Annotated in this window: 22 protein-coding genes and 1 tRNA gene; 10 read left to right on the forward strand and 13 right to left on the reverse strand. The window is 62.5% G+C overall.

The features are described 5' to 3' along the window. The first annotated feature begins 84 nt into the window (after positions 1-84). Entirely contained in the window at positions 85-1,911 is a 1,827-nt protein-coding gene (locus ACT53S_RS19540) for a heavy metal translocating P-type ATPase (protein WP_476068191.1), read from the forward strand. 30 nt (positions 1,912-1,941) lie between these two features. Here ACT53S_RS19540 and ACT53S_RS19545 read toward each other — a convergent pair whose 3' ends face one another. Next, positions 1,942-2,679, reverse strand: coding sequence for a BON domain-containing protein (locus ACT53S_RS19545; protein WP_476068192.1), 738 nt, complete (start codon positions 2,677-2,679; stop codon positions 1,942-1,944). Positions 2,680-2,836: 157 nt separating this feature from the next. On the opposite strand from ACT53S_RS19545, the gene ACT53S_RS19550 reads away from it, so the two are divergent. After that, a complete protein-coding gene (locus ACT53S_RS19550) occupies positions 2,837-3,337 on the forward strand; it encodes a YciE/YciF ferroxidase family protein (protein WP_113379241.1) in 501 nt (166 codons plus the stop codon). 50 nt (positions 3,338-3,387) lie between these two features. Here the strand turns inward: ACT53S_RS19550 and ACT53S_RS19555 are convergent, their stop codons facing one another. The 3 genes from ACT53S_RS19555 to ACT53S_RS19565 all read right to left on the reverse strand — a co-directional run bounded on the left by ACT53S_RS19555 (position 3,388) and on the right by ACT53S_RS19565 (position 5,354). Continuing rightward, positions 3,388-4,464, reverse strand: a complete 1,077-nt coding sequence (locus ACT53S_RS19555) for a DNA topoisomerase IB (protein ID WP_476068193.1) — start codon at positions 4,462-4,464, stop codon at positions 3,388-3,390. Then, positions 4,464-4,988 (reverse strand): sigma-70 family RNA polymerase sigma factor, encoded by a 525-nt coding sequence (locus tag ACT53S_RS19560; protein WP_476068194.1) that lies wholly within the window; start codon positions 4,986-4,988, stop codon positions 4,464-4,466. Before ACT53S_RS19560 ends, ACT53S_RS19555 begins: the two co-directional genes overlap by 1 nt. A 102-nt stretch (positions 4,989-5,090) precedes the next feature. After that, positions 5,091-5,354, reverse strand: coding sequence for a hypothetical protein (locus ACT53S_RS19565; RefSeq protein ID WP_476068195.1), 264 nt, complete (start codon positions 5,352-5,354; stop codon positions 5,091-5,093). 159 nt (positions 5,355-5,513) lie between these two features. Here ACT53S_RS19565 and ACT53S_RS19570 point away from each other — a divergent pair, with 159 nt between their 5' ends. The 3 genes from ACT53S_RS19570 to ACT53S_RS19580 all read left to right on the forward strand — a co-directional run bounded on the left by ACT53S_RS19570 (position 5,514) and on the right by ACT53S_RS19580 (position 6,405). Continuing rightward, the gene (locus ACT53S_RS19570; RefSeq protein ID WP_476068196.1) at positions 5,514-5,894 is read left to right on the forward strand and encodes a hypothetical protein; all 381 of its coding nucleotides are present in this window, start codon (positions 5,514-5,516) and stop codon (positions 5,892-5,894) included. Between the two features lie 69 nt (positions 5,895-5,963). Further along, positions 5,964-6,143: a hypothetical protein gene (locus ACT53S_RS19575; RefSeq protein WP_476068197.1), complete on the forward strand. Its 180-nt coding sequence runs from the start codon at positions 5,964-5,966 to the stop codon at positions 6,141-6,143. Positions 6,144-6,213: 70 nt separating this feature from the next. After that, positions 6,214-6,405: a hypothetical protein gene (locus tag ACT53S_RS19580; protein ID WP_476068198.1), complete on the forward strand. Its 192-nt coding sequence runs from the start codon at positions 6,214-6,216 to the stop codon at positions 6,403-6,405. A 17-nt stretch (positions 6,406-6,422) separates the two neighbouring features. Here ACT53S_RS19580 and ACT53S_RS19585 read toward each other — a convergent pair whose 3' ends face one another. The 3 genes from ACT53S_RS19585 to ACT53S_RS19595 form a co-directional block, all read right to left on the reverse strand. Beyond that, on the reverse strand, positions 6,423-6,656 hold the full coding sequence (locus ACT53S_RS19585; protein ID WP_476068199.1) for a hypothetical protein: 234 nt from the start codon (positions 6,654-6,656) through the stop codon (positions 6,423-6,425). Between the two features lie 144 nt (positions 6,657-6,800). Continuing rightward, positions 6,801-6,877 (reverse strand) — tRNA-Arg (locus tag ACT53S_RS19590). Positions 6,878-6,949: 72 nt separating this feature from the next. After that, entirely contained in the window at positions 6,950-8,110 is a 1,161-nt protein-coding gene (locus ACT53S_RS19595; RefSeq protein ID WP_476068200.1) for a M20 aminoacylase family protein, read from the reverse strand. 149 nt (positions 8,111-8,259) lie between these two features. Between ACT53S_RS19595 and ACT53S_RS19600 the strand changes: the two genes are divergently transcribed. Both ACT53S_RS19600 and ACT53S_RS19605 read left to right on the forward strand, forming a co-directional pair. Continuing rightward, positions 8,260-9,369: a D-alanyl-D-alanine carboxypeptidase family protein gene (locus ACT53S_RS19600; RefSeq protein ID WP_476068201.1), complete on the forward strand. Its 1,110-nt coding sequence runs from the start codon at positions 8,260-8,262 to the stop codon at positions 9,367-9,369. An 8-nt stretch (positions 9,370-9,377) separates the two neighbouring features. Then, positions 9,378-10,553, forward strand: a complete 1,176-nt coding sequence (locus ACT53S_RS19605; protein WP_476068202.1) for a CobW family GTP-binding protein — start codon at positions 9,378-9,380, stop codon at positions 10,551-10,553. On the opposite strand, the gene ACT53S_RS19610 is transcribed toward ACT53S_RS19605, so the two are convergent. The 5 genes from ACT53S_RS19610 to ACT53S_RS19630 all read right to left on the reverse strand — a co-directional run bounded on the left by ACT53S_RS19610 (position 10,550) and on the right by ACT53S_RS19630 (position 14,387). Beyond that, positions 10,550-10,792 (reverse strand): sulfurtransferase TusA family protein, encoded by a 243-nt coding sequence (locus ACT53S_RS19610; protein WP_476068203.1) that lies wholly within the window; start codon positions 10,790-10,792, stop codon positions 10,550-10,552. The two genes, ACT53S_RS19605 and ACT53S_RS19610, sit on opposite strands and share 4 nt — an antisense overlap. After that, positions 10,789-12,093 carry a L,D-transpeptidase family protein gene (locus ACT53S_RS19615; protein ID WP_476068204.1) on the reverse strand — a complete coding sequence of 435 codons (1,305 nt, stop codon included), beginning with the start codon at positions 12,091-12,093 and terminating at the stop codon, positions 10,789-10,791. The genes ACT53S_RS19610 and ACT53S_RS19615 overlap by 4 nt, the downstream gene beginning before the upstream one ends. 168 nt (positions 12,094-12,261) lie before the next feature. Next, the gene (locus ACT53S_RS19620; protein WP_142071538.1) at positions 12,262-13,215 is read right to left on the reverse strand and encodes an acetyl-CoA carboxylase carboxyltransferase subunit alpha; all 954 of its coding nucleotides are present in this window, start codon (positions 13,213-13,215) and stop codon (positions 12,262-12,264) included. A gap of 63 nt (positions 13,216-13,278) precedes the next feature. Continuing rightward, positions 13,279-14,220, reverse strand: a complete 942-nt coding sequence (gene xerD / locus ACT53S_RS19625) for a site-specific tyrosine recombinase XerD (RefSeq protein WP_476068205.1) — start codon at positions 14,218-14,220, stop codon at positions 13,279-13,281. Between the two features lie 17 nt (positions 14,221-14,237). Then, a complete protein-coding gene (locus tag ACT53S_RS19630) occupies positions 14,238-14,387 on the reverse strand; it encodes a hypothetical protein (protein ID WP_174238532.1) in 150 nt (49 codons plus the stop codon). 169 nt (positions 14,388-14,556) lie between these two features. Between ACT53S_RS19630 and ACT53S_RS19635 the strand changes: the two genes are divergently transcribed. From ACT53S_RS19635 to ACT53S_RS19645, 3 genes are read left to right on the forward strand one after another with little or no spacing between them, the layout of a single operon-like run. After that, the gene (locus ACT53S_RS19635) at positions 14,557-15,147 is read left to right on the forward strand and encodes a shikimate kinase (protein ID WP_113379253.1); all 591 of its coding nucleotides are present in this window, start codon (positions 14,557-14,559) and stop codon (positions 15,145-15,147) included. Next, positions 15,144-16,271 (forward strand): 3-dehydroquinate synthase, encoded by a 1,128-nt coding sequence (aroB, locus tag ACT53S_RS19640; protein WP_476068206.1) that lies wholly within the window; start codon positions 15,144-15,146, stop codon positions 16,269-16,271. The genes ACT53S_RS19635 and aroB overlap by 4 nt, the downstream gene beginning before the upstream one ends. Continuing rightward, positions 16,268-17,587 (forward strand): HlyC/CorC family transporter, encoded by a 1,320-nt coding sequence (locus ACT53S_RS19645; RefSeq protein ID WP_476068207.1) that lies wholly within the window; start codon positions 16,268-16,270, stop codon positions 17,585-17,587. The genes aroB and ACT53S_RS19645 overlap by 4 nt, the downstream gene beginning before the upstream one ends. A gap of 16 nt (positions 17,588-17,603) precedes the next feature. Here ACT53S_RS19645 and ACT53S_RS19650 read toward each other — a convergent pair whose 3' ends face one another. Next, complete coding sequence (locus ACT53S_RS19650) at positions 17,604-17,885, reverse strand: BolA family protein (protein WP_113379255.1); 282 nt, start codon at positions 17,883-17,885, stop codon at positions 17,604-17,606. Between the last annotated feature and the right edge of the window lie 7 nt (positions 17,886-17,892).

Consider the following 17,892-nt stretch of genomic DNA (forward strand, 5'->3'; position numbering starts at 1 on the left):
ACAAGGGAAAGGAAAGACCAGCAAGAGAGAGCCTTTTCAGCCGCGCGCCGAAACGCGGGAGGTGAGATGCCGAAGGGGGCGCCAATGCGATGGTTGCGCGACAGAGCGTCCTGGCTGCTGGCCTGCCTTGCGCTGGTCTGCCTTTTGGTCGGCGGTCTTCTCTATCTCTCCGACGCCCTCGTGCCGGCGCGCTACGCCTGGTCTGTCGGTGCGCTCACGGTTCTCACCGTCCTGTTGGTCGATATGGCGCGCGCGCTTCTCGCCGGGCGGATCGGGGTTGATGCGATTGCCGCGCTCGCCATCGGTGCTGCGCTTCTGCTCGACGAAAACCTTGCTGCGGCCATCGTGGCCGTGATGTATGCCGGTGGCCAATTGCTCGAAAGCTTTGCCGAGGGGCGTGCTCGCCGCGACATGACCGCTTTGCTCGGGCGTGTTTCCCGGACGGCTGTCGTTCATCGGGCGGACACGCTCGAGACGGTGCCGATCGAGACGTTGACCCCCGGCGACGTCGTGCTCCTGCGCCGGGGCGAGGTGGTGCCGGTGGACGGTCGGCTGATGGGGGCGAGTGCCGTTCTCGACCTCTCGGCGCTCACCGGCGAGCCAATGCCCGTCGCATTTGAGCGGGGTCGGGAGATCCCCAGCGGAGCAACTGTCGTCGGCGACGCTTTCGACCTTCTCGTGTTGCGCGGCGCGGCCGCCAGCACCTATGCCGGCATCGTGCGGCTGGTCGAGCAGGCTCAGCAGAGCCGGTCTCCCATGGCGCGGCTGGCAGATCGATATGCTGTCTATTTTCTGGGCTTCACGCTCTGTCTTGCCGGTCTCGCCTATGGCTGGAGTGGTGATCCTGCACGCGCGCTTGCCGTCCTGGTTGTCGCTACCCCCTGTCCATTGATTCTCGCGGTTCCGGTCGCAGTGATCTCGGGAATGTCCCGGGCCGCCTCCCAGGGTGTTCTGGTCAAAACGGCAGGAGCTCTGGAAGCGCTCGCTGCCGTGACGACCGTGGTCCTCGACAAGACCGGGACCGTCACCTCCGCGCGACCGGAGGTTGGGCGTGTATTTCCCACCGATGGATTTTCCCATGACGAGGTGCTGCGGCTGGCGGCCTCGCTTGATCAGGCCTCCGCGCATGTCGCTGCCGAAGCTCTGGTTCGCGCCGCGCTGGATGCAGGCCTTTCACTGTCTCTGCCGCAGGATGTCGTCGAACAGCCGGGTGCGGGCCTGTCGGGAAGGGTCGACGGTCATCAGGTTCTGCTGGGTGGGAGCGGCTTCGTGCGCAGCCGGCTCGAAAAGGGCGAGTTTTCGCGGAGCGGTCTGCCGCCCGCCGCTGCCGTGGTGGCTGTCGGGATCGACGGCCGTGCGGCCGGTCTGATCGTGCTCACCGACCCGGTGCGAGAGGATGCGGCCGACGCCATTGCGGCCTTCCGTGCCGCCGGGGTTTCCCGGATCGTCATGGCCTCCGGCGACCGTGCCGATGTCGCCAGAGCTGCTGCGGACCGGCTGCATCTCGATGCGGTTGCGGGAGATCTTACTGCGCCGGACAAGGTTGCGCTGGTGCTGGCTGAAAAGCAGACCGGCGTCGTGATGATGGTGGGGGACGGTGTCAACGATGCGCCGGCGCTGGCCACGGCGGATGTCGGTGTCGCCATTTCCGTTCGCGGATCGGCCGCCTCTTCCGAAGCGGCCGATGCCGTGCTTCTGGCCGATGATCTGCGCCGCCTTCCGGTTGCCTGCGGGATCGCGCGGAGATCGCGGCGGATTGCTCGCCAGAGTGCGGGGGCCGGAATCTTGCTGTCCGGGGCCGCCATGATCTTTGCCGCCCTCGGCCATCTTTCACCCGTTCAGGGTGCCTTGCTGCAAGAGGTGATCGACATTGTCGTCGTTCTCAACGCCTTACGCGCCCTTCGAGCCTGACCTTCCGGCAGCCACCTCCCGCAACCCGGTTCACGCCTGTGTCATGACGCTGCCTTCTCCGGAGATCCGGATCCGCAGGTTGTTCTGGACATGGCCGACCCCAGACACCTGGTCGGCGCAGTCTTCTGCACGGCGTTTTTCCCAGCGATCTGTGACCTGACCGGTCAGCGTGACCTCGCCATTGTCAACCGTGACCTCGATATCCGAAGCGTCAAGAGACGGGTCATCGCTGAGGCGATCATTCACTTCTTCAAGGATCCGCGCGTCGGAGCGGCGATAGCCGCGTGGTCCCTTGCCGCGATGGCTGTCGACCGCACGACGGCGTGCCGCTTCCTCGTCACCAAACCAGGAGGCCACTTCGTCGCTCGCCTTGTCCATGAAGCCGCGATCGTCGCGGGCCCGTCCGCGCTCGTAACCGCCGCGATACGACGGATTGTCGGACGGAAAATAACCATTGCCTGCGCCACGGGCGTAGCGACGGCTTTCGTCGCCGTAGCCCTGGTCGTTCAGATCGCCCGCGTAACCGAGATCATCCGTAGACCAGTCGGCGCGACCCATGCGGGGGTAACGGGAACCCGAAGGGCCATAGCCGCCATCGCTGCCGAAGTCGCGTTGCCGGTCGGGGCCGTAACGATCCGCGTCCGGCCGTCCTTCTCCGTAGCCCCGCACGAAGCCGCTGTCGCCGGGACCGTAGTCCCCGGTCGGGCGGTTTCTTTCGCCTGAATATCTGCCATATCCACGGTTTTCGGTGTCATATCGATTGACCATCGTTTCCTCCTGTCGGTTCGATGCAGCGCTGAGACGCCAGGCAAGTTCAACTTCTCCCCATCCGGATCGTTCCGGGCAAGACCACAAATATCCCCAGGAACAAAGGGGACTTCAGGCTGGTTCTGCTTTTGCAAATTCTCAACCGAGGAGATTCCCAATGGCTAGCAAGACACTCGACGATCTGTTTCATGAGACCCTGAAGGACATCTACTACGCCGAACGCAAGATCCTGAAGGCGCTGCCGAAGATGGCGCGTGCCGCTCAGGACGAAAAGCTCAAGGCCGCATTCCAGCAGCACAAGGACGAGACCGAAGGCCAGATCGAGCGCCTGCAGCAGGTGTTCGAGCTCATCGGCAAGCGCCCGCGCGGCAAGACCTGTGCGGCCATCGAGGGTATCCTCGAAGAGGGCGAAGAGATCATGGAAGAATTCAAGGATGCGCCCGCTCTCGATGCCGGCCTGCTGGCAGCCGCTCAGGCGGTCGAACACTACGAGATCAGCCGTTACGGCACGCTGCGCGCCTGGGCCCAGCAGCTCGGCCTCGCTGAGGCGGTAACGCTTCTCGATGCGACGCTGTCAGAAGAATCCAAGACCGACGAGGCATTGACCAAGCTTGCCGAAAAGGCGGTCAATTCCGCAGCCCAGAAGAAGGCCGCCTAATCAGGGCTCTCTCCCCTGCAAAAGGCCCGGCTTGTCCGGGCCTTTCTGCGTCAGGCATCGAGCGGTGTGGCTGGGCCGCTTTCGAGAAATGCCATCAGTCGATTTTCGTCTGCCCGCAGAAGGGCATGGCCCGTTGCAGCGCTCACTGCGGCCCTTACTGCCGAAAGGTCGGTCTCCTTGTCACTCAGTGCCAGAACTGCCGGATGCACATAACTCGACCGGCAAATGCTCGGCGTGTTGTGCAGCCGGTCAGACGCGACCTGACACATCTGGCGGATCGTCGGCCGCTCCTCCGCCTGGATCATCTTCCACGCCTCGCCGAAGGCTGCGACGCTGCCACCCCAGGTTCGAAAAGTCTTGGCCGACAGGCTGTGGCCGGTAATCTGGACAAGATAGGCATTCAGCCGGCCAGAATCGATCCGGTGCAGTGCCCCCTCCCGGTCGCGCCAAGAAAAGAGGTCGCGGCCCGGCAGGTCGGCGATCCCCTCCAGGATCTTTTGCAGCCTTGGATGGCGGAGCTTGCGCCGTACCCGCTTGCCGCCCTTTGCAATGAAGCTCAGGCGGATTCCATCCTGCTCAAAGGTCAGGTGGCGCTTCTGCAAGTTCGTCGCACCATAGGTCTTGTTTTCCTCGACATAGGTCCGGTTGCCGACGCGCATGTAGGTGACGTCGAGCAGGCTGACGAGCGCAGAGAGAAGGAAGGGGGTTTCCTGGGTCCGATCTTCGAGATCGCGCAGGACGCGCCGCCGAATTGCCGGGAGGGCGTGACCGAAGGTCAGGAGGTCATCGAACTTGCGATTGCTCCGCCACGTCGCCCAATCGGCGTGATAGCGATACTGTTTGCGGCCCCTGGCGTCGAAACCCGTCGCTTGCAGGTGCCCTCTCGGATCAAGCGAGATCCATACCCGTTCATAGGCAGGCGGCAATGCCAGCCGGCGAATGCGCTGCAGGATGGTTTCGTCGGTGACCCGCATGCCGTCTGGGAGGTGATAGGAGAATCCCGTTCCACGCCGACGTCGGGATATGCCCGCGGTGGCATCGGTTGTGTAAACGAGGCCGATTTCTTCAAGTTCGGCCCGATCTTCGGGGACGGTGCCGTCGGGATGTGCGGCGTTGCTGAGTGTCATTATCCGACCGGGCTGTCCGTGCCGATCTCGCCCAGCTCTCGACGAAGCTGCTGGCGGGCGCGGCTCAGGCGGCTTTTCACCGTGCCGACCGCGCAGCCACAAATCTCGGCAGCATCCTCGTAGCGCTCGCCCAGCATGACGATCAGCACAAGCATTTCCCGATGATGTTCCGGCAAACGCTCAAGTGCGCGTCGGACTTCGTCCGCCTGCACCGTCCATTCCTGGGAGGCTTCCGTAGTCAGTTTCGCCGATACGCCATCCGGCAGCCCTACTGTTTCGCGACTGCTCTTCTTGAACCGTGTGCAAAAGGTGTTGCGCATGATCGTGAACAGCCAGGACTTCAACCGTGTCCCCGGCTCGAACTTGTCGAGATTGGCCAGCGCCTTTGTGAGCGTCTCCTGAACGAGGTCGTCGGCCTCTTCGGGTTTCGGGCAAAAGGTTCGTGCGAAGGCCCGCAAGGCCGGAATGAGTTCGACGACTTCGGACTGGGCGGCAAGCTCGGCTCTGCGTGTGCGAGTGGTCAAATCACGCTCCTCCAATGGAATGGATACGGCAAATGCAAGAAGACCCTCGCGAAACGGGAACTCTCCCGGATTTGCCGAGGGTTGAGCATCTGCAGCATGCAATCAGCTTCGGCTGACGAATTTATTGAACCGGCTGAGTTTGCCGTCGGCAGTCCGATCCTGGTGCAGGAAGGCGAGGTCGCTCTTTTCGAAGACGGAAAAGAAATCCTCCCATTCGATCGGCTCCAGGTTCTCCTCCTGTTCGCCAAAATCAATCCGCAAAAGACCTCCTTCGCGGCTGTCCTTGACGCGTGACGGCGTGCCTTTCCGCTCCTCGACCCAGCGGCGGATCTCCTTGTGATCCGTAGTCTGGCTAGCGCTGCTCATGATTGCCTCGTTGGCTGCTGCTGAAAATGCTCCTGATTTTTCCCCACATCAACGTGTGGTCGTGGCTTGGGTTCCTTCGATGGTGTGGTTTTTCGGAGGGAACTTCTGCCGCAAGGCCGGGTTTTCTTGTTCGCTTCCCAAATGTAAAAGGGCCGAACAATGACGCACCTAGAGAATGCTGACGGGCAGGGTCAGCTGCTGATCGGCGAACGTCTTTCGCCCGTTTCCTATCGTGTGGCTGCGCGCAGCGCGACAGGGGATATCGATGTGACAGTCGATCTGCAGGCCCCCCGGGACTGGTTGATCAAGCAGGGTTTCAAGAGGCGCGCGACGCTGGTTCTCGCATCCGGTGATCGGGTCGAGGTGCTTCACGAGGACGAAGTGGATGTGTCCGACAGCCTCAGCATCGTTCTGAAATCGCAGAGTTTGTTCTATAGCGGAAAGGAGGCCCTGTTTGCGGCCTTTCCGGAGCTTCGAGCTCAGGACCCGCGTGATCCATCGCGGAATAATGCGTCCGATGATCCAAAGCCAACCCCTTGACGTAACGCAAGTATGGGGTTGAAGTTTAAATTCGAAGCGGTCCAGACTGCACGCAGAGCGGAGAACCGAATGTCAGAAAAAACCGCAAGCTCAATCCCCGGCAGACGTGACCGCACCGGTGGGATCGTGCGGGACAAACTCGATCTGCTGATGGCTGAGCTGGAACGCGAGCAGGTCCCGCAGCGTCTTATCGATCTTGCTCAGGATGTTCAAAAGGCCTTGGACGAAAAGTTCTCCAAGGACGGCTAAGCGCCCGGAACCTTTCATACGCTCCGTCGGTTGCGATCAGGAACCCTATTCCAATCCGGGAGGTTTTCTGATGACCAGCAATCTGTTCTGGCTTTTTGCCGTCATGATCGGCCCCGTCCTGCTCGGAGCAACCATATTTTACGCGCTGTTGCGACAAAGGCGGCTTACATCGGACGAGCAAGCGCGCAGCAACGCGGCTGCGAGAGAACTCTATCGTGACGATGAAAATGCCGATACCCGCCACCTGGGTGGCCGGCGTTGAGACAGGTGTCATCGGCGTCAGGTAAAGCTGCCGTCGGCCGGGTTGTAGCGCTTGCCCTCGGCGAGAATGGCGAGTTCAACGAGATCGTCTTCGTCGCGAACCCCGTTTTCCACCAGATAGAGCAGCAGCGCCGTGGCGTTCTCTTCACCGGTGCCTTCAAGGAAGGCGGATGCTTCGTCGGTTATCCGGGTCACGGCCCGTTCTACAATTTCCGCATGATCCGTGTTTAAATCGCGGGATGTTGAAGCCATGGCATTCCCTCCCGTAATCCGCTGGCACACTACAACACGCAATGCCTTGCCAACACCAAGTGTTTGCGCGGTCACCTGTCATGCTCGGCGTATTCAGGGCGGATTGCAACCCCAGATTCGCAGGGGGCACTTCTGCTAACGCAATGGTGATCCCGCCGCGATTCGAACGCGGGACCCCCAGATTAGGAATCTGGTGCTCTATCCTGCTGAGCTACGGGACCACTCCCTCCTCCATACAAAAGCCAGGCGGGCAAGCCAAGCGGTTTTCCACTCGGCCCTGCGCTTGTTTCCCGTCAGCGCGGAAGGCGCTGCTCCGCGAGGCGGACCCAATAGGAGATGCCGGCGGGAAGAATCTCGTCGTTGAAGTCATAAGCCGGGTTGTGAAGCCCTGCCGTGTCGCCGTTGCCGATCATGATATAGGCGCCGGGCCGCGATTGCAGCATGAAAGCGAAGTCTTCGCCCGCCATGCTTGGATCGACTTCGGTGTCGACATGGTCCGGTCCGACCACGTCGATGGCGGCCCGCGCTGCATGTTCGGTTTCCCGCGGGTGATTGACGGTTACCGGGCAGGCGCGCTCGAAGTCGTATTCGACACTCGCGCCGTGAGCTGCGGCAATCCCGGCCGCGAGTTCGCCGATGCGCCGTTCGGCGAGATTGCGGACCTCTTCGTCCAGCGACCGGACCGTTCCGGAAATGAAGGCTTCCTCCGGAATGATGTTGTGTGTTGTGCCCGCATGGAACTGCGTGACCGAGACCACGACCGAGCGCAGGGGATTGGCGTTGCGGGCGGCGATGGTCTGCAGGGCTGAGACGATCTGCGCGCCAATCACGATGGTGTCGGCCGTGTTGTGCGGCTCGGCCGCATGGCCGCCGCGGCCGGTGATCTTCAGCGAAAACTTGTCGGGGGCTGCCATGATGCCGCCCTTGCGGATGGCGAAGCTGCCGGCCTTCTTGCCCGGCATGTTGTGCATGCCATAGACCTCGGCGATGTCGAAGCGGTCCATGAGACCGTCCTCGACCATTGCGAGCGCGCCGCGGCCCCCTTCTTCGGCCGGCTGGAAGATGACGGCGACACGGCCGGCGAAGTTGCGGGTCTCGGCCAGATGCTTGGCGGCACCCAGGAGCATGGCCATGTGTCCGTCATGGCCGCAGGCATGCATGCGACCTGGGGTCGCGGAAGCCCAGGGTTTTCCGGTGATTTCGTCCAGCGGCAACGCGTCCATATCGGCACGCAGGCCGATGGTTCGGCCGTTCTCGGTGCCGTTGATAAGGCCGACGACGCCGGTGCGGCCAATGCCGGTCACGATCTCGTCAACGCCGAATTCCTGCAGTTTTTCCGCGACGAAGGCCGCAGTATTCTCGACATCATAGAGAATTTCGGGATTGGCATGGAGATGGCGACGCCACGCGGTGGCCACCGACTGGAGTTCGGAGGCACGGTTCAGTATCGGCATTGTATGGTCCTGGACGCTTTCGATCACATGATTGTCGGCGCCGAATGTGCGCCTTTCAATTGACGTATTCAATGGGCTTTGCCATTGCTTGCACTCCCAAGGCCTGGCAATGCCAGCACTCCTCACCCATCGAAGAAGAGGTTCCAACCGTGTCAACGAAGTGCCCGGGCAGGTTTTCCGCCAGAGCAGCCCTCGGTCGACTGGCCGTCGTCGCCGCCCTTGTCGCCACTGCCGTTCCGAGTGTCGCTGCCGCCAATCCGGTCGTGGTGGTGGATGTCGGAAGCGGTCGCGTCATCGCCCATCAGGATGCCTTCCGCAAATGGTATCCGGCCTCGCTCACCAAGTTGATGACGGCCTATGTCACCTTCGACGCGATCCGCAGCGGGAAAGTCTCGCTCGATACCGTCGTCGTCATGAGCAAACATGCGGCCGACCAACCCGCCAGCAAGATGTATTTCAAGCCCGGCTCCAAGCTCACCCTCGACAGCGCGTTGAAGCTGCTCCTGGTCAAGTCCGCCAATGACGTCGCCGTTGCCATTGCCGAGACTGTGGGCGGCACGGAAGGCGCCTTTGTCGCGCGGATGAATGCGGAAGCCAAGAAGCTCGGCATGACGTCCAGCCGCTTCGTCAATCCGAATGGCTTGCCTGGCAAAGGCCAGTATACGACGGCGCGCGATCTGGCGTTGCTGGCGGCCGCCATTCGCCGCGAGTTTCCCGAACATGCCGGCTATTTCTCGCTCGAAGGGGTGACGACCGGCAAGAAGGACTATCCGAACTACAATCTCTTGATCGGTCGTTTTCCTGGGGCCGACGGCATGAAGACGGGCTTCATCTGCGCCTCCGGCTTCAACCAGGTCTCGTCCGCGACCCGCAATGGCCGCACTGTCATCTCCGTCGTGCTCGGCGCCGACAGCCTCGGGGCGCGGGCGGATATGTCCGCTGATCTCCTGCAGAAGGCGCTGACCACCAATGTCGCCGGTAACCGGCTGGAAGCGCTGGCGCCCTATGGCGAAGGACAGGATCAGGTGGCCGATATCAGCGCCGAGATCTGCAATCCCAAGGCTGCCGCCGTGCGCAGCGAAGGTCGAGACGAAGGCGGTCGCATGAAGCTCCTGTCGGCCTATATTCGCGAAATGGACCATCCCCCGGTCATGAGCTTTGCCGGGCTCATCCCGGGCAGCGAGCCGGTGACCAACAAGAAGGGGGCCGCCGGCGAAATCGCCAATGTGCCGATCCCCAAGCCTCGTCCGACTTTCTGAGCGATATCATGACACTCGACCGCATCCCCGTCTCGATCCTCACCGGCTTCCTCGGCGCCGGCAAGTCGACCCTGTTGAACCGGCTCCTGAAGGACCCGGCGATGAAGGACGCCGCCGTCATCATCAACGAGTTCGGCGAGGTCGGCATCGATCACCTGCTGGTCGAAGCGTCGAACGATGCGGTGGTGGAGCTCGCCGATGGCTGCCTGTGCTGCACAGTGCGCGGCGAACTGGTCGATACCTTGGCCGAACTGATCGACGGCATGCAGACGGGGCGGCTGAAGCCCTTGTCGCGCATCGTGATCGAAACCACCGGCCTCGCCGATCCGGCGCCGGTCATGCAGTCCGTCATGGGCCATCCGGCGATCGCCCAGCATTTCGATCTCGACGGCGTCGTCACTGTCGTTGATGCCGTGAACGGTCTGTCGACGATCGAAGGCTTTCCGGAAGCCTATCGCCAGGTGGCGGTCGCGGACCGGCTGATCCTGACGAAGAAGACATTGGCCGATGCCGACACGATCGAGCGGGTCATGTCCCGGCTCCGTGCGCTCAATCCGCGCGCGCCCATCACAGATGGCGATGAGGATGGTGCTGCCCAGGCTTCCATCCTGGTCAACGGCCTCTACGATCCCGGCAGCAAGATCCCCGACGTTGATCGGTGGCTGCGGGACGAGATGGCGGCTGCCGGCGGTCATCACGATCATGGTCACCACCATGACCATCATGGCCATGGCGACCACGGGCATCATCATCATGACCATGGTCACGCGCACCACCATCATCACCCCCACGACGTGAACCGGCACGGCGATCAGATCCGTTCTTACGCCATCGTGCATGACCAGCCGATCGATCCGATGGCGATCAACATGTTCATCGATCTGTTGCGGTCCACCCATGGCGAGAAACTGCTCCGGATGAAGGCGATCGTGGCGCTGACCGACCGACCGGACCGACCGCTCGTCCTGCATGGCGTGCAGTCGATCTTCCACCCGCCGGTGCGCCTGCCAGCCTGGCCCGAGGGCTCCGACCGCAGGACGCGGCTGGTGCTGATCACCAAGGATCTGTCGGAGGATTATGTGCGGGATCTGTTCGGCGCCTTTACCGGCAAGGTCGCCATCGATCGTCCGGATCGCGCGGCGATGACCGACAATCCGCTGTCGGTGCCAGGTTTCAAGTTCTAGGCTGCGACAGACCCGCCCTTGCGGATGCGGAAGCGGTGGCCGGTCTCGATCTTCTCCTGAACGAGAAGTTCATGGCCGTCCTCGTTGCAGAAATGCGGGATGTCGATGCCGGCCAGGGGGTCGCTGGTTTCGATTAGCAGTTCCTCGCCCGGCGTCATGTCCGCAAGCCTCCGCCGCGTCTTCAGAACGGGCAGGGGGCATTTCAGCCCCTTGAGGTCATAGAAGACGGCGTCGGTCATTCCGACTGCCAGAGCATCCAGAAGGGTTTCTTCTTGGCCGGGGCTTCCGCAGCCGCTGCGGTCTGCGGCGGCGGTGCCAGCGGGTTCGGCTGCGGCACGGGGATGTTGCTTGCCGTCTGGGTTTGCGCAGCCTGTGGGGCGGTCGCGGCGGGAGCTGCCTGTGCCGTTGCGGGCTGGCCTGCCACGGGACCGGCATTGCCGGGTGTCGACATCGGGGCTGCCGTCAACGTCGCCTTGTTGCTGGCCATGCGGTTCACGGCCGCAGCGCCGTCAGGGGCGTTCAGCGCCGCCGGATCCACATCGTCGATATCGAGCAGCTTGCCGGCCTTCAGCGCGGAGCCGGTCGGGGCAAAGGCAAGGTCTTGAGCGCGCGAGCGGCGCAGATCAGCGACCAGCGCCTTGCGCTCGGCTTCCGTCGGGTCGTACCAGATCTTGCCGTCGAACTTCTTCATGGCCTTGTCATAGGCCTTGTCATAGGCGGCATTGTAGCCCGCCATGGCCATTTCGAGCGCCGGCGGCGTCGACATCGGCGGGCAGGCGGCCTGGGCGCTGAAGCTCTTGCCGTCGGCGGCGACCTGGTTGAAGACGTATTTCTTCTCGCAGACATTCACGTCCGGCGGACGCTTGGTCACCTCGAACTGGTCATAGCCGACCTTCAGCATCTTCCAGAACTCGATGTGCTGGCTGTGACGGTGGCGTGCCATGTTTTCCGCCGTCATGCGGAAGGGGAAGGCCTGCAGCTGGATCGAGGTCTGGCCGCCCTTGAAGGCGTCGCGGGCAAAGGCGTAGATCTCGAGGATCTGCGCATCCGTCATCGAATAGCAGCCGGAGGACGAGCAGGCGCCGTGGATCATCAGGTTCGTGCCGCTGCGGCCATTGGCCTGGTCATAACGGTTCGGGAAACCCGTATTGATGGCGAGGAAATATTTCGAATTCGGGTTCAGGTGATAGGGCGTCAGCGGATAGAAGCCCTCGGGCGCCTGACGGTCGCCTTCCTTGATCTTCGGACCGAGACGGCCGGACCAGGCGCAGATGTCGTAGGAGGCGATCATGTCGAAGCGATTGTTGGTCTTCGCCTTCCAGACCTCCAGCTTGCCCTCTTCCTTGAAGATGCGCAGCATGATCGGCGAATTGCGCTCCATGCCCTTCTTCTGGATCTCGGCCAGGATGCGGCCGGGCAGGGGCTGCTCAACCTTGTTGGCGACCTTCGGGGTGTCATAGGTCGCGCTTTCCAGCGTGTCATTGCAGCCCGCCAGGGCAGCAGCAAAAACCAGGAGCAGGGCCGTCGATGTCAAGCGCATGCGCAAACGCTCTTTCCAGAACTGATAGTCAGGCTCGTCCGAGCCCGGGATCAATAGTTTATAATGTCTTTCTTCACAAATTATAAACCACCGGAAACCGGTAGGCCTGACCCGCCTTCTGCCGCTATGACGGCAAAGCGGCGGAGTGATGGCAAAACCCCTGTGACCTCAGAGATTTCGGCCGATATCGAGGAATTTCTGGCGACGGTCGGTGCGCAGCTTCTCGCCCGTTTGTGCGGACAGCTCGTTCAGTGCCGTGAAGATGACGTCGCCAGTGGCGTTGATCACCTTTTCGGGGGCGCGATGGGCGCCGCCGACCGGCTCGGGAATGATGCCGTCGATGATGCCGAAGCCCTTGAGGTCCTCCGCCGTGATCTTCATGTTGGTCGCCGCTTCCTTGGCGCGGGTCGAGTCGCGCCAGAGAATGGAGGCTGCCCCTTCCGGAGAGATGACCGAGTAGATCGCATGTTCCAGCATGTAGACGCGGTTGCCGGTGGCAATCGCGATCGCACCGCCGGAGCCGCCTTCGCCGATGACGACGGAGATCATCGGAACCTTCAGACCTAAGCACATTTCGGTCGAGCGGGCGATGGCTTCTGCCTGGCCACGTTCCTCGGCGCCGACACCGGGATAAGCGCCTGCCGTGTCGATCAGCGAAATTACCGGCAGGCCGAAGCGGTCGGCCATTTCCATGACGCGGATCGCCTTGCGATAGCCTTCGGGACGCGGGCTGCCGAAATTGTGCTTGATGCGCGACTTGGTGTCGTTGCCCTTTTCCTGGCCGATCACGGCGACCGGCTGGCCGCGGAAACGGGCGAGGCCGGCCTGGATCGCGGCGTCCTCGGCAAACTTGCGGTCACCGGCCAGCGGTGTGAATTCGGTGAAGAGGGCTTCGGCGTAATCGACGAAATGCGGACGCTGCGGATGGCGCGCGACCTGCGTCTTCTGCCAGGCATTCAGCTTCGAATAGATCTCCGCCATCGCCTCGTCGACGCGGCTTTCCAGCCGGCTGATTTCTTCCGAGGTGTCGATGCTCTCGTCCTCTTCCGCGATCTTCTTCAGTTCGCGGATCTTGGCCTCGAGGTCGGAGATGGGCTTTTCGAAGTCGAGATAATTGTGCATGAACTCCGTTCCGATCGTTCGTCCCTTAGCGCGCGCTGCCCGCAGGAACCGGCTTTGCCGGTCCTAATCGGGGTTTTTGGCCTGTTTTGCAAGGGGGTGATGTGTTTGCACCAGTTGCTGCAGCCGCTCGTCCAGCACATGCGTATAGATTTGTGTCGTGGAAATGTCGCTGTGGCCAAGCAGTTCCTGCACCACACGGAGGTCTGCGCCATTGCCGAGAAGATGGCTGGCAAAGGCGTGGCGCAGCACATGCGGGGACACTGCATCCGCGGACAATCCGGCCCGGATCGCGAGATCCTTCAACTCGCGGGCAAAGACCTGGCGCGGCAGGTGACCTTCTTTCGAGGCGGCCGGAAAGAGGAAGGGGCTTGCGGCATGATCCGGGTTTTCCGCACGGATCGCGCCGTATCGCGCCAGCGCCTCAATGGCCGTTCTGGAGAGCGGAACCAGCCGTTCCTTGTTGCCCTTACCCTTCACCACCAAGAAACGCCCCTCCTGGGTCAACACCTTGGCCGGTAGCGACACCAGCTCGCTCACCCGCATGCCCGTCGCATAAAGCAGCTCCAGAAGCGCCAGCCGGCGAATGCGCTGCGGCTGATCGGTGCCTTCCAGCCGGCTTTCCTCCTCGGCCAGCGTCAGCATCCCGCTCACGTCCTCGACGGTCAGGACTTTCGGCAGGGGGCGCGCCTTTTTGGGCGCGTCGAGGATCGCCGTCGGGTCGTCGCCGCGCAACCCTTCCGCATAGAGAAACTTGTAGAACTGCCGCATGGCCGAGAGCCGTCTTGCCTGCGAGGTCGGCTGGAAGCCGCGGCGGGAAAGGTCGGCAAGATAGGCAACGAGGTCATCCCGGGTGGCATTGCCGATCGATACCTTGCGGCCCGACAGGAAGGAGGCGAGGTCTTCGAGATCCCGTTCATAGGACGACAGCGTGTTGGTGGCGGCGCCCCGTTCGGCACTCAGCATTTCGAGAAAGGCGTCCACACGGGCCTGGCTCAGATCCGACACGCCTTTTTCCTTTCTGGCTATTCGACGGGGTTGATCCGTTCGGAGGGAATGCGCACCGTGATGTCCCGTTCCCTCGGCTCGACGAATACGGCAAAGGACCACATCGTTGCATAGGCGATGCCGACGATCGTGGCGCAGAAAAAGAGGAACCGGAAGAGGGTGGGCATCGGCAGTCCTTGAGGTTCGGTTCGCTTAGATAGGGAGAAGCGCTGCTAAGATGCAAGGCAAGATCGAAGGAGAGACGCAAGGGCGGGACAGCGTGGTCCGTTTGCGGCCGACGGCTTGACGCTTGCCCCCTATTTGTCAATAGGTCATGAAACAGTTGCGAACAGGCCGATGACCGATACGATCCTCCACCTTGCTCCCACGCCCGGTGAGCGCGCCAAGGCAGCGCTCGGTCGCCGCAATCTGGTTCTCGTCGGGTTGATGGGGGCTGGCAAGTCGGCGATCGGACGCCTGGTTGCCCAGCAGCTCGGGCTGCCCTTCATCGACACCGACACGGAAATCGAGCGTGTCTCGCGCATGACGATCAGCGAACTTTTCGCCGCCTATGGCGAAGAGGAATTCCGGGCGCTCGAAACCCGCGTGATCAAACGCCTCATGCGCTCCGGCCCGCGTGTCGTTTCGACCGGCGGCGGCGCCTTCATCAACGAGAAGACCCGCAAGCAGATCGAGCGTGGCGGCCTTTCGGTCTGGCTGAACGCCGATCTGGACGTTCTCTGGGAGCGTGTCAACAAGCGTGACCATCGGCCTCTCTTGAAGACGGAAAATCCGAAGCAGACACTCAAGGACCTGATGGACAAGCGCTATCCCATCTACGCACTCGCGGATATCACCGTGCAGTCGAGGGACGAGCGCAAGGAGGTGATCGCCAGTGAGGTGCTCACCGCCGTCATCGATCATACCGGCAAGGACGGACGCCAATGACCAAGCTCGAAACGACGGAACGCCTGGTGCATGTGCCGCTGGGCGAGCGCTCCTATGACATCCTGATCGGCCCCGGCCTGATGGCGCGTGCCGGCGGCGAGATCACGAGCCGCATCAAGGGTCGTCGCGCCGCGATCGTGACCGACGAGAATGTCGGTGCGCGTTATCTCGACGGTCTGATGGACAGCCTGCAGACCGACGGCATTGAGGCCGTCTCCGTGACGCTGCCGGCCGGCGAGAAGACCAAGAGCTTCGACAGCCTCACCAATGTCTGCGACATGCTCCTGGAAGCGCGCATTGAGCGCAACGACACCGTGATCGCGCTGGGTGGCGGCGTCATCGGCGACCTCACCGGCTTTGCCGCCGGCATCGTGCGGCGCGGTGTACGTTTCGTGCAGATCCCGACCTCGCTGCTCTCACAGGTCGACAGCTCGGTTGGCGGCAAGACCGGCATCAATGCCCGGCAGGGCAAGAACCTGATCGGCATCTTCAACCAGCCCGATCTCGTGCTCGCCGATACCGATGTGCTCGACACGCTGTCCGAGCGCGAATTCCGCGCCGGTTACGCCGAGGTCGCGAAATACGGTTTGATCGACAAACCCGATTTCTTCGAGTGGCTGGAGACAAATTGGCGCGAGGTCTTTGCCGGCGGTGCCGCCCGCATCGAGGCGATTGCCGTCTCCTGCCAGGCCAAGGCCGATGTGGTGGCCGCCGACGAACGCGAAAACGGTCGCCGGGCGCTGCTCAATCTCGGCCATACCTTCGGCCATGCGCTGGAAGCGGCGACGAAGTATGACAGCAGCCGCCTCGTGCATGGCGAAGGGGTGTCGATCGGCATGGTGCTCGCCCATCGCTTCTCCGCCCGCATGAATCTCGCCAGCCCGGATCTCGCCGATCGCGTTGAGGCGCATCTGCGCGCCGTCGGGCTGCCGACCCGCATGTCCGAGATCCCCGGCGAGCTGCCGCCGACCGAGGTGCTGATGGATGCCATCGCCCAGGACAAGAAGGTCAAGAGCGGCAAACTGACCTTCATCCTCACTCGCGGTCTCGGTCAGTCCTTCGTCGCCGACGACGTGCCGGCCTCGGAGGTCGAGCGCTTTATCGAGGAGATGCGGACGTCATGATGGAGATCCAGACCTTTCTCTCGAACCTGTCTGACTACTGGCTGACCCTGCTCGCAATTCTTGGGCTCATCTGTGCCTCGGCCTTCTTCTCCGGTTCGGAGACGGCGCTCACCGCCACCTCGCGGGCGCGCATGCACAGCCTCGAGGTCAACGGGGACGACAGGGCCGGCGTGGTCAACAGGCTCATCGAGCGGCGCGACCGGTTGATCGGGGCGCTGCTGATCGGCAACAACCTGGTCAATATCCTGGCTTCCTCGCTCACCACCAGTCTTTTCCTGGGGCTGCTGGGGGATTCCGGCGTGGCCATTGCCACGCTCTTGATGACCGTGCTTCTGGTGATCTTCTCGGAAGTTCTTCCCAAAAGCTGGGCCATTTCCGCGCCCGAGCGCTTCGCACTCTTCGTCGGCCCGTTCGTGCGCCCGTTCGTCGCCGTGGTCGGTCCGCTGTCGAGCCTGGTCAACTGGATCGTCCGCAAGCTGCTCGGTCTTTTCGGTGTGTCGATTTCCGGCGAAGCATCCATGCTCTCGGCCCATGAAGAGTTGCGCGGCGCAGTCGCCCTGCTGCATCGTGAGGGCGCCGTGATCAAGGCTGACCGCGATCGGCTGGGCGGGGTGCTCGATCTCGGCGAGCTCGAAGTCTCCGACATCATGATCCACCGCACCGCGATGCGGGCCGTCAATGCCGACGAGCCGCCCGAGGTCGCGATCCGTAACATCCTCGAAAGCCCCTATACACGTATGCCGGTCTGGCGTGGAACGACCGACAACATTATCGGCGTCATCCATGCCAAGGATCTGATCCGGGCGCTGGCCGAACCCAATGTCGAGCCGCAGGATCTCGACATCGTCAAGATCGCCCAGAAGCCGTGGTTCGTCCCCGACACGACCAATCTCAAGGACCAGCTGAACGCCTTCCTGCGGCGCAAGACCCATTTTGCCGTCGTTGTCGACGAATACGGCGAAGTGCAGGGTGTGGTCACGCTGGAAGACATTCTGGAGGAGATCGTCGGCGATATCTCCGACGAACACGATCTCGAGATCCAGGGCGTGCGGCAGGACAGCGACGGCTCGATCGTGGTCGATGGCGGCGTGCCGATCCGCGATCTCAACCGGGCCATGGACTGGCAGTTGCCGGACGAAGAGGCAACGACCATCGCCGGCCTCGTCATCCACGAATCGAAGACGATCCCGGAAGAGCGCCAGGCGTTTACCTTCTACGGCAAGCGTTTCATTGTGCTGAAGCGCGAAAAGAACCGGATCACCCGGCTGCGTATCCGGCCGATCGAGACGACCGATACAGCCGCAGCGACGGCCTGACGCGAGGCTAGAGCCGTTACCAGCGCGTCGCTTCGCCCGGTGCCGCGGGCTCGATGGCCAGCGCGTGCAGGCCCGCGTCGATTTCCGGCTTCAGCAGATCGTTGACCGCGCGGTGACGCGCGAGCCGCGTCATGCCGGCAAAGGCATTCGCCACGATCCTGACGCGCATATGGGTTTCGCCGGTGCCGGTGATGTCGGGCTGATGGCCGGCATGGTGGGCGCTTTCGTCGATGACGACGAGCCGTTCCGGCGCAAAGGTCTCGGTGAGTTTCGCCTCGATCCGCTCGCGCAACGACATCGCCCAT

This window comes from Allorhizobium sp. DMC15, assembly GCF_056314065.1.

What these genes read in the sequence shown, in the direction of transcription:
- ACT53S_RS19540 (WP_476068191.1), top strand. Translation starts at nt 85, where the DNA reads ATGCGATGGTTGCGCGACAGAGCGTCCTGGCTGCTGGCCTGCCTTGCG.
- ACT53S_RS19545 (WP_476068192.1), bottom strand. Translation starts at nt 2,679, where the DNA reads ATGGTCAATCGATATGACACCGAAAACCGTGGATATGGCAGATATTCA.
- ACT53S_RS19550 (WP_113379241.1), top strand. Translation starts at nt 2,837, where the DNA reads ATGGCTAGCAAGACACTCGACGATCTGTTTCATGAGACCCTGAAGGAC.
- ACT53S_RS19555 (WP_476068193.1), bottom strand. Translation starts at nt 4,464, where the DNA reads ATGACACTCAGCAACGCCGCACATCCCGACGGCACCGTCCCCGAAGAT.
- ACT53S_RS19565 (WP_476068195.1), bottom strand. Translation starts at nt 5,354, where the DNA reads ATGAGCAGCGCTAGCCAGACTACGGATCACAAGGAGATCCGCCGCTGG.
- ACT53S_RS19570 (WP_476068196.1), top strand. Translation starts at nt 5,514, where the DNA reads ATGACGCACCTAGAGAATGCTGACGGGCAGGGTCAGCTGCTGATCGGC.
- ACT53S_RS19575 (WP_476068197.1), top strand. Translation starts at nt 5,964, where the DNA reads ATGTCAGAAAAAACCGCAAGCTCAATCCCCGGCAGACGTGACCGCACC.
- ACT53S_RS19580 (WP_476068198.1), top strand. Translation starts at nt 6,214, where the DNA reads ATGACCAGCAATCTGTTCTGGCTTTTTGCCGTCATGATCGGCCCCGTC.
- ACT53S_RS19585 (WP_476068199.1), bottom strand. Translation starts at nt 6,656, where the DNA reads ATGGCTTCAACATCCCGCGATTTAAACACGGATCATGCGGAAATTGTA.
- ACT53S_RS19595 (WP_476068200.1), bottom strand. Translation starts at nt 8,110, where the DNA reads ATGCCGATACTGAACCGTGCCTCCGAACTCCAGTCGGTGGCCACCGCG.
- ACT53S_RS19605 (WP_476068202.1), top strand. Translation starts at nt 9,378, where the DNA reads ATGACACTCGACCGCATCCCCGTCTCGATCCTCACCGGCTTCCTCGGC.
- ACT53S_RS19610 (WP_476068203.1), bottom strand. Translation starts at nt 10,792, where the DNA reads ATGACCGACGCCGTCTTCTATGACCTCAAGGGGCTGAAATGCCCCCTG.
- ACT53S_RS19615 (WP_476068204.1), bottom strand. Translation starts at nt 12,093, where the DNA reads ATGCGCTTGACATCGACGGCCCTGCTCCTGGTTTTTGCTGCTGCCCTG.
- ACT53S_RS19620 (WP_142071538.1), bottom strand. Translation starts at nt 13,215, where the DNA reads ATGCACAATTATCTCGACTTCGAAAAGCCCATCTCCGACCTCGAGGCC.
- ACT53S_RS19630 (WP_174238532.1), bottom strand. Translation starts at nt 14,387, where the DNA reads ATGCCCACCCTCTTCCGGTTCCTCTTTTTCTGCGCCACGATCGTCGGC.
- ACT53S_RS19635 (WP_113379253.1), top strand. Translation starts at nt 14,557, where the DNA reads ATGACCGATACGATCCTCCACCTTGCTCCCACGCCCGGTGAGCGCGCC.
- aroB (WP_476068206.1), top strand. Translation starts at nt 15,144, where the DNA reads ATGACCAAGCTCGAAACGACGGAACGCCTGGTGCATGTGCCGCTGGGC.
- ACT53S_RS19645 (WP_476068207.1), top strand. Translation starts at nt 16,268, where the DNA reads ATGATGGAGATCCAGACCTTTCTCTCGAACCTGTCTGACTACTGGCTG.
- ACT53S_RS19650 (WP_113379255.1), bottom strand. Translation starts at nt 17,885, where the DNA reads ATGTCGTTGCGCGAGCGGATCGAGGCGAAACTCACCGAGACCTTTGCG.